Origin of the sequence: Paenibacillus sp. IHB B 3084, assembly GCF_001447315.1 — a bacterium.
GTDB lineage: Bacteria > Bacillota > Bacilli > Paenibacillales > Paenibacillaceae > Paenibacillus.
This window is the reverse complement of sequence record NZ_CP013203.1, coordinates 319,267-332,609: the sequence shown is the minus strand read 5'-3', so window position 1 is coordinate 332,609 and position 13,343 is coordinate 319,267. Positions and strand designations below refer to the sequence as shown.

General features: G+C 47.9%; 13 protein-coding genes. 12 read left to right on the top strand and 1 reads right to left on the bottom strand.

The genetic code is table 11. The features are described 5' to 3' along the window. Positions 1–9: 9 nt before the first annotated feature. From lepB to ASL14_RS01490, 8 genes are all read left to right on the top strand, one after another. Positions 10–636, top strand: coding sequence for a signal peptidase I (lepB, locus tag ASL14_RS01525; protein ID WP_134910184.1), 627 nt, complete (start codon positions 10–12; stop codon positions 634–636). An 87-nt stretch (positions 637–723) separates the two neighbouring features. Next, a complete protein-coding gene (gene ylqF / locus ASL14_RS01520) occupies positions 724–1,584 on the top strand; it encodes a ribosome biogenesis GTPase YlqF (RefSeq protein WP_134910182.1) in 861 nt (286 codons plus the stop codon). 192 nt (positions 1,585–1,776) lie between these two features. Further along, on the top strand, positions 1,777–2,445 hold the full coding sequence (locus tag ASL14_RS01515; RefSeq protein WP_223264305.1) for a ribonuclease HII: 669 nt from the start codon (positions 1,777–1,779) through the stop codon (positions 2,443–2,445). Between the two features lie 91 nt (positions 2,446–2,536). Beyond that, positions 2,537–4,675 carry a DNA ligase gene (locus tag ASL14_RS01510; protein ID WP_134910178.1) on the top strand — a complete coding sequence of 713 codons (2,139 nt, stop codon included), beginning with the start codon at positions 2,537–2,539 and terminating at the stop codon, positions 4,673–4,675. Continuing rightward, a complete protein-coding gene (locus tag ASL14_RS01505) occupies positions 4,672–4,971 on the top strand; it encodes an EscU/YscU/HrcU family type III secretion system export apparatus switch protein (RefSeq protein ID WP_134910176.1) in 300 nt (99 codons plus the stop codon). Before ASL14_RS01510 ends, ASL14_RS01505 begins: the two co-directional genes overlap by 4 nt. Beyond that, entirely contained in the window at positions 4,971–5,354 is a 384-nt protein-coding gene (locus tag ASL14_RS01500) for a YraN family protein (RefSeq protein ID WP_134910174.1), read from the top strand. The genes ASL14_RS01505 and ASL14_RS01500 overlap by 1 nt, the downstream gene beginning before the upstream one ends. A 154-nt stretch (positions 5,355–5,508) precedes the next feature. Continuing rightward, complete coding sequence (locus tag ASL14_RS01495; RefSeq protein WP_014281061.1) at positions 5,509–6,060, top strand: nitroreductase family protein; 552 nt, start codon at positions 5,509–5,511, stop codon at positions 6,058–6,060. A gap of 150 nt (positions 6,061–6,210) precedes the next feature. Then, positions 6,211–7,962 (top strand): YifB family Mg chelatase-like AAA ATPase, encoded by a 1,752-nt coding sequence (locus tag ASL14_RS01490; protein ID WP_134910172.1) that lies wholly within the window; start codon positions 6,211–6,213, stop codon positions 7,960–7,962. A 266-nt stretch (positions 7,963–8,228) separates the two neighbouring features. Here ASL14_RS01490 and ASL14_RS01485 read toward each other — a convergent pair whose 3' ends face one another. After that, positions 8,229–8,654, bottom strand: a complete 426-nt coding sequence (locus tag ASL14_RS01485; protein WP_134910170.1) for an organic hydroperoxide resistance protein — start codon at positions 8,652–8,654, stop codon at positions 8,229–8,231. A gap of 147 nt (positions 8,655–8,801) precedes the next feature. Between ASL14_RS01485 and ASL14_RS01480 the strand changes: the two genes are divergently transcribed. The 4 genes from ASL14_RS01480 (at position 8,802) to dprA (ending at position 13,091) form a co-directional block, all read left to right on the top strand. Next, entirely contained in the window at positions 8,802–9,272 is a 471-nt protein-coding gene (locus ASL14_RS01480) for a MarR family winged helix-turn-helix transcriptional regulator (protein ID WP_134910168.1), read from the top strand. A 332-nt stretch (positions 9,273–9,604) separates the two neighbouring features. After that, positions 9,605–10,765, top strand: coding sequence for an ADP-forming succinate--CoA ligase subunit beta (gene sucC / locus ASL14_RS01475; protein WP_134910166.1), 1,161 nt, complete (start codon positions 9,605–9,607; stop codon positions 10,763–10,765). Positions 10,766–10,814: 49 nt separating this feature from the next. After that, a complete protein-coding gene (sucD, locus tag ASL14_RS01470; RefSeq protein WP_134910164.1) occupies positions 10,815–11,744 on the top strand; it encodes a succinate--CoA ligase subunit alpha in 930 nt (309 codons plus the stop codon). 228 nt (positions 11,745–11,972) lie between these two features. Continuing rightward, a complete protein-coding gene (dprA, locus tag ASL14_RS01465) occupies positions 11,973–13,091 on the top strand; it encodes a DNA-processing protein DprA (protein ID WP_134910162.1) in 1,119 nt (372 codons plus the stop codon). The last annotated feature ends 252 nt before the right edge of the window (positions 13,092–13,343 follow it).

Genomic DNA, 13,343 nt, shown 5'->3' with positions numbered 1-13,343 from the left:
CAGTGAGCTATGGAGCAAGAAGTAGGACAAGGAGCTATACAGCAGCCGACCGATCAGGATGGTACGCCCAAGCGTAAACCGAAAAATGAGATTTTTGAGTGGATTAAGGCCATCGTTATTGCATTAGTGTTGGTCTTTTTAATCCGTTGGTTTCTTTTTAAGCCGTTTATTGTGGATGGCCCGTCGATGCAGCCTAACTTTCATACCGGTGAACGTGTCATTGTAAATGAAATTTTGTATGATTTCCGTTCCCCAAAACCGGGAGAGGTAATCGTGTTTCATGTACCGGATGAAGGAAGAGACTTTATTAAGCGCGTCATTGCCGTTGAGGGCGATACGGTTAAGGTAGAAGGTGACACGATTACGGTGAATGGTAAACCTATTCAGGAGCCTTACTTGAAAACTCCGTTGGAGGAAGCGCATCAGAATGGTGAGCTTTACAACAAGTTTACAAATTTCCCGAATGAAAATTTTAAGGATGGTAAAGTTCCAGCAGGACATATTTTTGTTATGGGGGATAACCGTTCCAACAGTACAGACAGTCGGATGATTGGATATATTGATTTGAAAGAAATTGTCGGCCGTGCTGATGTTATTTTCTGGCCGGTGAAGGATATGAAGTGGATTAACCACTAGAACAACTAATATGCAGCATAGCTGCCGTAATCCTGACGCATAACCCTGTGGGAAACGTTAGGAGTTACGATCAATGAGGTGATGACGGTGACGATACAATGGTTTCCTGGTCATATGACCAAAGCGCGCCGCCAAATTGAAGCAAAATTAAAGCTGATTGATTTGGTAATTGAGTTGATTGATGCTCGATTGCCGCTTTCCAGCCGAAATCCAATGATTGATGATATTTTGCAGGGCAAGCCGCGAATGATTATTTTAAATAAGGCAGATTTGGCGGATCCGGTAGTATCACAGCAGTGGATTGCCTACTTTAAGGAGCAAGGGCATATCGCTTTTCAGGTGGATGCTACAACAGGCACAGGGATGAAAGAAATTCCGGTTCAGGCCAAGTTGCTGCTTAAGGAAAAGATAGATCGGCAGATTTCTAAAGGTATGAATCCTCGTCCTATGCGTGCTTTGATTGTTGGTATACCGAATGTCGGTAAATCAACCCTGATCAACCGTATGGCAGGACGTAGCATTGCAGCTACGGGCGATCGTCCTGGGGTGACGAAGGCACAGCAATGGATCAAGATTGGTGAAATTGAGTTGCTGGATACACCGGGTATTTTGTGGCCCAAATTTGAGGATCAGAATGTTGGTTATCGTCTGGCGGTTACAGGCGCGATCAAGGAAGAGATTTTGAATGTTGAGGACATCGCTTTTTTCGCGACAAAATATTTGGTTCAATATTACTGGGATGAGCTGGCAGCGCGCTTTGAGCTGACTGAACGTCCCGAGGATACGGAAAATGCTGATGAAATTGTCAGTGTCATGGAAGCGATTGGACGTAAACGCGGCTGTATTGTCAGCGGTGGACGTGTAGATCTCGAAAAGTCGTCAAAAATCATTTTACGAGAGCTGCGTGCAGGTAAGCTGGGACGTTTCAGTTTGGAAGCTCCTTACTGATTCTGCCAGATGTACCGGATACACAACATAGCATAGTGTGGCAAGGAAGAACCTTCCCCATCTCTCCGGAGAGAGGAAGGTTTTTTGGTATGTGAAGGCAGGTTAACGAAAAGGGTTTTGGGATGGACAGGTCTGTGTTAAGCTGAATAAAATTGTGCAGAACTATGGCGTGAATTAAGCGCCAAACTACATATAGATAGGCGGGTATGGAGTATGGAAGAAAAAGTGGTAGCGGTAACGGACATGCTGCGCTATGAAAAAGAGTGCTGGGAGCAATCCTATGAGCGCATCGCTGGTATTGATGAGGTAGGCCGAGGGTGTTTGTTCGGGGATGTTGTGGCAGCGGCGGTCATTTTGCCGAATGGTGAGCTGCTGGAGGGCGTGGATGATTCCAAAAAGCTGACGGACAAGAAGAGGGAAACCTACTATGAGCTGATTATGGAGAAGGCCATTGCCGTAGGAGTCGGGTATGTGGACGCACGAACGATTGATGCCATCAATATTAAGCAGGCTGCTCGTTTGGCGATGAAGCAGGCAGTTGAGGCATTACAGGTATCTCCTGATTATTTGCTTGTAGATGCAGAAAAGGTGGATTTGCCTATTCCCCAGCTCTCTATTATTAAAGGAGATGCGAACAGCCAGTCTATTGCTGCGGCTTCTATCATAGCCAAGGTAACCCGTGATCGACTGTGCAAAGGTGAATGGGATGCAAAGTACCCGGAATATGGGATTGGCATACATAAAGGTTACGCTACCAAGCTACACAGGGAACAAATTTTGGCGCTGGGACCTACAGCGATGCATAGACGCAGCTTTCTTGGGAATTTGTTGATCGAGCAACCGACGTTGTTTGACCTGTAAATACTTATTATGAGTCGGGACTGTGCCGATATAATGTATACCCAATAAAATAGAGCCCTTGAATATGGGGCATAAAGAGAGGAGGGACCCTATGAATATCGGTTCTGTATTTCGAGGATTACTTGGTGATGCGAAGGCGGGAGAGACTAAAAAGCTCGATATGCAGCCAGGTCAGGTCGTTCGGGGCGTCGTATTAAAGGTGTCTGAGGACGGCGGTGAAGCTGTACTGCAAATTCAAGGTTCCCAGGTCAGGGCCAAACTGGAAACTCCTCTTCAACCTGGACAGTCTACATTACTTCAGGTTCAGCCAGCTTCGCCCAGCGGAATGACTGTGCTTAAGCCTTTGAACGATGCTGCCAACACAGGACAGCAGACTGTAGCGTTGGCAGATGTACTGGATTCGGTGGGGCTACCGGATACAGCGCAGAACAGAGAACTGATACAGGCGATGCAAAAGAATGGTGTACCGTTGACATCGGAAAATGCGGCTTCTTTACGGGACGCTTTGGCGAAACAACCGGGAAAAGTACAAATGGAGACGTTTGTACAGGCAGCAGCGGTTGCCTTTCAACGTGGATTGCCATTGACGGCGGAAAGTATAAACGGTTTGCGACAGGCGATGTTTGGCCCTCCTTTAAATGATCTTTTGTCTTCGCTGGAGCAGGAGCTTGAAGCGGTATTCAAGCAGCAAGGACAAGGAACTTCTGCTGACCGTACGTTGGGAGAAGCTACAGCCTTAAAGGCGGGTGATCGAGTGTCTCCTGCTCCATCAGGTGCTTCTTCATCTGTTGTTGCAGATGCACCAGAAGGCCAAGTTCCTGTATTGTCCAAGGATGCCGCTGCTGTTGCTACAAAGCAGGCAGAAGCGGCACAGGCAGCAGGAGGCAAGGAGACACTGAAAGGGACTCAGGCGGCAAATCTTGCTGCTATGGTGGGTGAAGCGGGCGCTTCGGCGACTGACTGGGATGCTCCGACTGGAACTGCTGCACCTGTAGCTAAAGGTACGGTCTCTGGGGAAGCAACGGTAGCTAATGGGCGTGGAGCCATAGCCACGGAGGTGGTGGATTCTGGTGCAAATGTGCCTGAATCGGGCGCTGATGCACTAAGGGCTTCACGAGCCGGAACGGAGCAGCCTCAAGCTGCCACGGCGGGTACACAACAGCCCAAGGGCGCCGAAGGCACTCCGACTGCGGCAACGGCGGAGCTTGCCGGGGCGAAGCCCGCTGCAAGCTCCGCTACGGCCGACCGTGCCGCCGCGCAGCTAGCTGGCGGCTCTGCGCCGCAGGCCGCTGCGGGCAACGCGGCCACGCCGGAGGCGCCTCTCCAGCGGCTGCGCACGCTGCTGCAAGAGCTGCGCGCGGCGGTGCCGCCCGCGCTGGGCACGGCTGCGCCGGAACAGCCCGCAGTAGAAGCGCCGCAGCCTACGGCTGGCGCTCTGCGGGCTACGGACACCGCTGCTACGCAGCCAGCGGCGTCCGTGGCGTCCAGCACGCAGCTCACCCCCACGGAGGACCCGTGGGTGGGCCGCGTGCTCAAGCTGCTCGGTGCAGAGCACGAACAGCAGGTACACCGCGCGGCTGCACAGACCGCGCAGGGAACGGCGGCGGCCCGTATGGAGCCGCCGGAAGGGACGCCGCCGCTGCCGGGATTAGCGGTTGCGGCGGGCGGTACGGTGTCAGCGGACGCCGACACCGTAAAGGGGGCGCTGCTCCAGTTGATGGGCAGCGATGACCTGCCGCCTGCCCTGAAAGAGGCGGCGCAGCAGGTCGTGCAGCACCTGACGGGTCAGCAGTTGCTGCTGAACACGGACCGTACGGCCCCTTTTGCACAGGTACACATGTTTATTCCGTTTGTCGGACCGGATGGTCGTGAAACAGCTACGATCCAGATTCAGTCTCGACGCGGTAAACGCGGGGAGCTGGATGCATCCAATTGCCGACTTTGGTTTGATTTGGACATGAAGGCGCTCGGGCCAACATTGGTGGATGTGCAAGTCGTGGACCGGATAGTGAGCCTCAAGCTCCATAACGATCAGGATTGGGCTGCTTCGCTGTTGACCAGCGGGCGTGAATCCATTCATACGGCGCTGGAATCGCTAGGCTATCAGCTTTTATCCCTGCGCACCGAACCGATGCCGGTAAGGACTGGACAGGAGAGCAAAGGTCTGGTCTCTTCGGAGGTACAAAGCTATGTGCCTCAGCCGTATAAAGGAGTCGATCTTAAAATATGAAAGAGCCGTTAGAGGCTCCTTCTCCTTCTAGGAAGAAGGCTGTCGCCCTTAAATATACGCCCGGTGAGAGCGAAGCCCCTATCGTCGTTGCCAAAGGCAGTGGTCGTATTGCGGATAGCATTTTAGAAAAAGCCAAAGAGCACGGCGTTCCCGTTCAAGAGGATGCCGCACTGGTTGAGGTATTGTCCAAGCTTGACTTGGATGAACAAATTCCTGCTGAGCTATATCAATTGGTGGCAGAGGTGCTCACCTATATATATCAAATGGATAAGCTTGCTCCAAGGGATGACACCTGATGAGGAACGACATGAGGACCAGAGGCAAGGATCAACGAAAAACCAAAGGAGCTTTGGGTGAACAGGCAGCGGCTTCGTTTTTGGAAAATCTGGGTTATCGTATCATAGAGCGTAACTGGCGATGTCGTAGCGGAGAAATGGATCTGATTGCCGCGCAGCATGATATTCTCGTGTTTATTGAAGTACGCAGCCGAAGTAGCTCCAATTATGGAACGCCCGCAGAATCAATCACTGCACGTAAAATAACCCAAGTTCGCCAGACAGCCGCTGTTTATTTGCATATGAACGGAATTGAGGATGTTCCAATCCGTTTTGATATGATCTCTGTACGATTGATTGACGAAACCGCGGTCGTCACGGACCATATAATCGAGGCATTCTAAAAGAGCGATAAATTTTTTGAAGGTTCATTTCGAATTTTATATGCACAGGTTGACAGGAAGGAATGCTAAAGGTATATTTTATTGAGAATGGTTATCATTTTGATTTATAGTTATAGTGAACATTCACGAGCTATTCCTACAAAGGAGGATATACGTGACAGAGCATACCTTTAGTGAACATGTCATAGATGTAATTCAGGAACGACGGACCATTAAACGGTTCAAATCCGACCCCATTCCAGTAGATACCATTAAAGAACTGCTGGATGTTGCTGTATGGGCCCCCAATCATAAAATGCGCGAGCCATGGCGTTTTCTCTTGTTTGCCGGTGACGGCCGGAAAAAACTTGCTGAAGCTATTGAAGCCGATATTGGCAAGGATAACAAGTTCGAAAGTGGCATTTTGCACAATCCGATTCAGCTTTTAGTTGTGTTGGAGGAAGATCCGCGTCAGGCAGTTTGGGATGAGGACTTTGCAGCGGTTAGTGCCCTTGTACAAAACTTTATGCTTGCCGCATGGAGTAAAGGAATCGGAACGTTTTGGGTCACAAAGCCTTTTCTTTATTCACCGAAATTCCGCAAGCATTTGGGAATTCAGCCTGGTGAGAAGATCATCGGCATGGTGTATGCAGGTTATCCTGAAGTCATTCCAGAACCAAGACCACGTATTCCAGCAGCGGATAAGCTAACCCTGTTTGACAAATAATCTTTTGTCGAATAACCTTGATTAGACAGCTATATGAATTAAAAATGTAACATGATATTTGCAGCAGATGAAAATTTGGAAGCACCTTTTTTCATATATGCAATGCTCCCCGTGGGAGACATTTCAGTATGAGGAGAGGTGTTTTTTGTTATGTATGGAAAATTACATGGAGCTTGTCTTAATGGAATAGACGGTGTTCTGATTGAGGTGGAGACTGATTTGTCTAATGGGTTGCCTCAAACTGCAATCATCGGATTGCCGGATTCGGCCATTCGAGAGGCTGTGGAGCGCGTAAGAGCAGCGATCAAAAACTGCGGTTTCAAATATCCGTCCCAGCGTGTAACCATAAATTTGGCTCCTGCTGATTTACGTAAGGAAGGCTCATCCTTTGACTTTGCTATCGCTTTGGGACTGCTGACAACCAGCGGACAAGTCGTTTTACCTACGGGGGAACGGACGCTATTTATCGGTGAACTAGCGTTGGACGGCAGTATTCGCCCCGTGAACGGGGTATTGTCTATGGTTGATTTGGCCAAGCGAGAAGGATTTCATTCGGTGCTGCTTCCTGAGGAAAATGCAGGGGAAGCACGCCTGATCACGGGTATACGTATTTACGCTGTTCGTCATCTGATGGATCTCATTCCAGCAAAAAATCACGGACAATACGCTATTGAAGGCCAATCAAAAGATCCGAATTCTAATTACCTATCTGATCTAATTAATGACGAGCTCACTAACCAAGTCACTAATCAAGTCATTAAGAAATCTAATGATCCAGCTCCTATTCCAGTCTCGAATCAAGCTGAAAATCATGATCAAGGCAAACGTATTACTGCTAGACAGCAGATCATTATCCATGCTTATGACCATTTGCCTCAGGCAGATCAAATACCTATGGGGGAGGTCAAAGAGATAATTGACGCTATGGAGGATTACAGCGATGTATTAGGTCAGCTACACGCTAAACGAGCGTTGGTTATCGCTGCTGCCGGAATGCACAATATCATCCTTATTGGGCCGCCTGGTGCCGGAAAAACGATGCTAATCCGCAGGCTGCCATCCATTCTGCCGCCCTTGACCGAAAAAGAGGCACTGGAGGTTACCAAAATATACAGTGCTGCTGGAAAATGGAAGGAGTCGTCGCCTCATTTGATGAACATTCGCCCCTTCCGTTCACCTCATCATACGATTTCCGCCGCTGGGCTTGTGGGAGGAGGAGGAATACCCAAGCCAGGAGAAATTAGCCTTGCGCATCGGGGTATTTTATTTTTGGATGAGTTGCCTGAATTTAGTCGTCATGTGCTAGAGGTGCTGCGCCAGCCATTGGAAGACCGCAATGTGACAATCAGCCGTTCACGTGCAGTTTTTAAGTATCCTGCGCATTTTTTACTTGCAGCTTCTATGAACCCGTGTCACTGCGGTTTTTTCGGAAGTGATACGCAACATCAGCGTTGTACCTGCTCACCTGCTGCGGTAGCCCGCTATCGTTCACGTATTTCTGGTCCGTTGCTGGACCGGATCGATCTTCAGCTTGAGGTATCACAACCGAAGGATTGGCGGGAGGAAAAGGAGTCACTGTCGTCCGCTGAAATGCGAAGACAGGTACTAGCTGCTCAAGCGATACAAATCCATAGATATAGCAAGCTTCCTTTTTCATGGAATAGCGAACTATCCGGTCAAATGCTCCGTAAATATGCGGTGTTAGAACATAACGCGGCAGAACTGCTTGATCAGACGATGGATGCACTCGGTTTAAGCATGCGTGCGTATGATCGAATTCTCAAACTGTCACGCACCATTGCAGACTTGAATCAATCAGAGAAGATCACAATGTCACATGTAGCTGAAGCCATTCAATATCGGAATATGGACAGAGCACATGCCAGTTTTTCAGAAGAATAAAACAGCATAGGAATAACGATATGTCCATATTTTTTATGTAAGACAAAAAAAGCTCCAGACGCAAAGTTCTGGAGAAGAAAAAAAGATTATGACAATGTGATTATACAATAAGTATATCAGTTTCGTATATACGATTATGCATCATCTGCCATGTTACTTGATGGAAGAAAAACCAGCTGTCAATCCTTTGTTGTGAAGGTGTAGCTGAAAGTATACAAAGCCTCCGAACCAGAAACTGCTCGGAGGCTTTTTTTATATAATTCGGATTAGAGCACGTTCAGCTTCACTTCGATATTACCGCGGGTAGCGCGGGAGTAAGGACACTGTTCGTGTGCGCCTTCTACCAGTTTTACCGCAGTTTCATGGTCAACACCTTTCACCAGAACATCAAGGTTCACTCCGATTCCGAAGCCGCCGTCTTCAACTTTACCGAAATTGACCGTTGCTGTTACTTCGGTACCTTCATGTTTAATACGCTGCATGCGGGCAACCATATTCAAAGCACTGTCAAAACACGCTGAATAGCCTGCGAACAATTGCTCCGGGTTCGTACCCGCGCCACCTGCACCGCCCATTTCTTTGGGTGTATCAATATTTAAACGAAGTTCAGGGGAAGAAGACTCGACATAACCATCACGTCCTCCAACTGCTTTCACTGTTGTTTCATACATTTTTTGTTGAATGGTCATCATAATTCAATCACTGCCTCTCGTTCAATTTGTATTTTACACAATTTAATTTATCAAAATAATTATTATTTGTAAAGTATTTTGTGCAATTAGCATGTTTTTTGTTATATAATGTGCTAAAATAATGACGAAAGCAGGTGATCTGACAGCATGGACAACAATCATAGTGAAGGCGCAACATTAAAACTTGATAATCAATTATGCTTTGCCATATATGCGTGCTCCAGAGAGATTACGAAGCTATACCAGCCTTATCTGGAAAAGCTTGGTGTGACATACTCACAGTATTTGGTGCTCATTGTGTTGTGGGAGCGCGAGGAATGTACAGTGAAGGAATTAGGCGAGGCGTTGTATCTGGACTCAGGGACACTAACCCCGTTATTGAAAAGATTGCAGAATGCCGGACTCATTGACCGGAAGCGTTCGACTCAGGATGAACGCAAGGTGCTGATTTCTTTGACTCCAGAAGGAAATGCATTGCGGGAAAAAGCGCTATCTGTACCGGGATGTATTCAGGAAAAAACAAGCATGACCCACGGTCAATTCGGCTCGCTCCTGCTTCAGTTCAATGATCTGCTGGACCGAGTTCATGAAGCGAATGTGCAGGTTGAAAAATCATAATAGGCATTTCAGGTTACTTTTAAGAATCTTATTGTTATGTAGCCGCCCGTAGCTGGATGAAGGAATGCTCCAATGAACTGAAGTACCTCTCATACGGATTTAATAAATCCCGAACTTGAAGAGGTACTTTTTTGTTTGTATTCTATTAAAATGAATATCCATTAATATCCAAGCATTCGATTTTGGGAATGATATTGATATCAAAATACTGTAATTCATAACGTTAAATTATAAGGAAAGCGTTTTAAAAACATGTTACAATGATGTAGGTTTAGTATAGATTTCCTTGTGAACCGCCCTTGTTTCAGTCATGTTGATAGGAGGATTCCAGAATGAATATCCATGAATATCAGGGTAAAGAAGTATTGAAGCAGTACGGAGTGGCTGTACCGAATGGTAAGGTTGCCTATACGGTGGAGGAAGCCGTTGCTGCGGCAGAATCGCTTGGAAGCGCTGTTACGGTGGTAAAGGCGCAAATTCATGCCGGTGGACGTGGTAAAGCGGGCGGTGTGAAGGTTGCCAAAAGCTTGGATGAAGTGCGCACCTATGCTTCTGAAATTTTGGGTAAGGTGCTGGTGACACATCAGACCGGGCCTGAAGGTAAAGAGGTTAAACGCCTTTTGGTAGAGGAAGGCTGCGATATTCGTAAAGAGTATTATGTCGGTGTTGTCGTGGATCGTGCGACCGGACGTGTCGTGATCATGGCCTCGGAAGAAGGCGGTACGGAAATCGAAGAGGTAGCTGCGGCTACTCCGGAGAAAATTTTTAAAGCGGTTGTTGATCCAGGGATTGGGCTTCAGGTTTATCAGGCTCGTAAGCTGGCTTATGACATTAACATCCCCAATGAGCTGGTGAACAAGGCGGTTAAGTTCATGCAGGCGCTCTATGAAGCTTTTGTGGACAAGGATTGTTCGATTGCAGAGATCAATCCGCTGGTCGTTACAGGTGACGGGAATGTGCTGGCGTTGGACGCCAAACTGAATTTCGACTCGAATGCGTTATACCGTCACAAGGATATTTTGGAGCTGCGTGATTTGGACGAAGAAGACGAGAAAGAAATAGAAGCTTCCAAATACGATCTGAGCTACATCGCATTGGACGGAAATATTGGGTGTATGGTCAACGGCGCAGGTCTTGCCATGGCGACGATGGACATTATCAAATATTACGGCGGCGATCCGGCCAATTTCCTGGACGTAGGGGGCGGTGCGACGACGGAAAAGGTAACCGAAGCGTTCAAAATCATTTTGTCCGATCCGAAGGTAGAAGGCATTTTTGTGAACATTTTCGGCGGAATTATGCAGTGCGACATCATTGCAAACGGTGTGGTGGAGGCTGCCAAGCAATTGGGGTTGACCCGTCCGCTTGTTGTCCGTCTCGAAGGTACGAATGTCGAGTTGGGTAAACAGATTTTGGCGGAGTCCGGTTTGAATATCGTGGCGGCTGATTCCATGGCGGACGGTGCCCAGAAAATCGTCGAACTTGTTCAATAGCCTGTTTGCATTCCGATATGCCGAATAAACGATAGGGGATGTGAAGATCGTGAGTATTTTGGTCGATAAGCATACAAAGGTGATTACACAGGGGATTACGGGAAAAACGGCGTTATTCCACGCCAAGGGTGCGCTTGATTATGGCACACAGATGGTAGGAGGCACCTCTCCAGGCAAGGGCGGCACCGAGGTGGAAATTACGCTGGAGAACGGACAAAAGGTCAAGTTGCCCGTGTTTAATACAGTGAGCGAAGCGAAGGCTGCTACAGGTGCGACAGCGAGTGTTATTTATGTGCCGCCTGCTTTTGCTGCGGATTCCATTTTGGAGGCTGTAGATGCAGAGTTAGACCTCGTCATTTGTATAACCGAGGGTATTCCGGTGCTTGATATGATTAAGGTCAAACGCTTTATGGAAGGTAAAAAGACCGTTCTGATCGGTCCTAACTGTCCAGGCGTAATTACACCGGGAGAGTGCAAAATTGGTATCATGCCGGGTTACATTCATCTACCGGGTCATGTAGGTGTTGTGTCACGTAGCGGAACGCTGACCTATGAAGCGGTGCATCAGCTGACTACCCGGGGCATCGGACAATCCTCTGCGGTTGGTATTGGCGGTGATCCGGTTAAGGGCTCGGAATTTATTGATATTTTGCAGCGCTTCAATGAAGATCCTAACACGCATGCTGTCATTCTGATCGGAGAAATCGGCGGTACGGCCGAGGAGGAAGCTGCCGAGTGGATTCGAGACAATATGACGAAACCGGTAGTCGGTTTTATCGGCGGTGTGACTGCGCCTCCAGGCAAACGGATGGGGCATGCAGGCGCCATCATTTCCGGCGGAAAAGGAACAGCCAAGGAAAAAATCGCTACGCTTGAAGCCTGTGGTATCAAGGTGGCACCGACTCCTTCGGAGATGGGCTCGACGCTGGTCAGTGTGCTGGAAGCACGTGGTATTTTGAATTTATGTACGACACATTAAATCGTGTTTCTTCATTAATATACAAGCTGTAAAATGGCATCGAAATTTGCCGCCTGCTAGTGTATAATGAAAGAAAGGTAAGCAACCTTTTTGTCTTCTGAAACAGGGGATGAAAAGGTTGCTTTTTTTGCGTTGGGACAAGCTTTTCAGGGAAACGCTTGCAAAATGATACGTTGTACCACAAAATAAGGGAGGGTTCACTCTTCCCGTGAATGGGGGAATCGCAGTTTGGAAGAAAGATGGCTTTTGCTGGGTTTGCATGAATTAGAGGGTATCGGTAGAAAAACAATTCAGCGTATTTGGTCGAGTGACTACCAATTGCATGAACTGCTGCATTTTAGCGAGCAGAAATGGATTGAGGTAGGATTAAGTCCTGCTCAGGCCCGTGTAGCGATGCAACGTTACGACGAAGATTGGGTACATGAAAGATATCGGCGGGTTCAATCCGGCGATATCGGAGTGATAACTTATGTGGATGAAGATTATCCCCTATTAATGAAGGAAACGGTAGACGCGCCTTGGGTATTGTATACGAAAGGGGACATTTCACTTCTGCATACATGCTCTGTAGCTATGGTGGGGACCCGCATTCCTACGGCTTATGGACGCAGAGTGGCCGAAATGCTGACAGAGGGATTGTGTGATGCGGGTATTACTGTAGTCAGTGGATTGGCGAGAGGGATCGATAGTATTTGCCATGAAGCTGCTCTGCGCCGGGGAGGCAATACGATTGGGGTGCTTGGAACGGCGATTGATCAAATTTACCCGTCCCAAAATGCATCTTTATTTGCAGAGATGGCGAGCAAAGGCCTGATTGTATCTGAATATCCACCAGGAACCAGATCGCATCCGGGAATGTTTCCACAGCGTAACCGGATCATTGCCGGTCTGACACAGGGAACCGTTGTCGTGGAAGCAGATGTAAGAAGCGGTTCCCTAATTACAGCCGATGCTGCGTTGGAGGCGGATCGAGATGTGTTCGCCGTTCCGGGGCCGATTACATCACCGAAGAGTAGAGGTACGTTAAGCCTGATTAAGCAAGGCGCTAAAACGGTCACCGAAGCTTCAGATATTGTAGAGGAGTACGTAGCCGATTTGCGTATAAGGGATGTTTCTTCATACAATAGAGAGCAGGGTCTGGATGTGAATGGGGTCTCCAAAGCACCAGCGAGTGAAACACCCGAGGAAAAGCGTGTTGTGCTTTTACTGGAGCAAGGAACCATGACACTGGATGAACTGCTTGAAGTAACTGCATGGGATTTTGGACTTTTACACTCAGTTCTGTTATCGTTAATCATAAAAAAAAGGATCGCCCAGCTTACGGGTACAAAATACAAACTTATTTAATAGTTAATTTTGCAAATCCTTAATGTAGTAATTGTACAAATTCAATATTAAACATCCGGGGATGGGAGTTTAGATATTTATCCGCACAGCGGATTCCTGCTCCCTCCCTACTTCCTGAAATGTGTTGGCTTTATAGCTCGCAGTAGCGGAGCAAGGGATTTGAATCCGGAGAAGCGATAGCGCTCGCCTTTGCAACGGAATTCCAACCTTGTCACACTTTACTTATAAGGAATTCCGTTGCAACAGCGATTG

Coding starts and splice junctions, on each gene's coding strand:
- lepB (WP_134910184.1), top strand. CDS start 10: ATGGAGCAAGAAGTAGGACAAGGAGCTATACAGCAGCCGACCGATCAG.
- ASL14_RS01510 (WP_134910178.1), top strand. CDS start 2,537: ATGAATATCGGTTCTGTATTTCGAGGATTACTTGGTGATGCGAAGGCG.
- ASL14_RS01505 (WP_134910176.1), top strand. CDS start 4,672: ATGAAAGAGCCGTTAGAGGCTCCTTCTCCTTCTAGGAAGAAGGCTGTC.
- ASL14_RS01500 (WP_134910174.1), top strand. CDS start 4,971: ATGAGGAACGACATGAGGACCAGAGGCAAGGATCAACGAAAAACCAAA.
- ASL14_RS01490 (WP_134910172.1), top strand. CDS start 6,211: ATGTATGGAAAATTACATGGAGCTTGTCTTAATGGAATAGACGGTGTT.
- ASL14_RS01485 (WP_134910170.1), bottom strand. CDS start 8,654: ATGATGACCATTCAACAAAAAATGTATGAAACAACAGTGAAAGCAGTT.
- ASL14_RS01480 (WP_134910168.1), top strand. CDS start 8,802: ATGGACAACAATCATAGTGAAGGCGCAACATTAAAACTTGATAATCAA.
- sucC (WP_134910166.1), top strand. CDS start 9,605: ATGAATATCCATGAATATCAGGGTAAAGAAGTATTGAAGCAGTACGGA.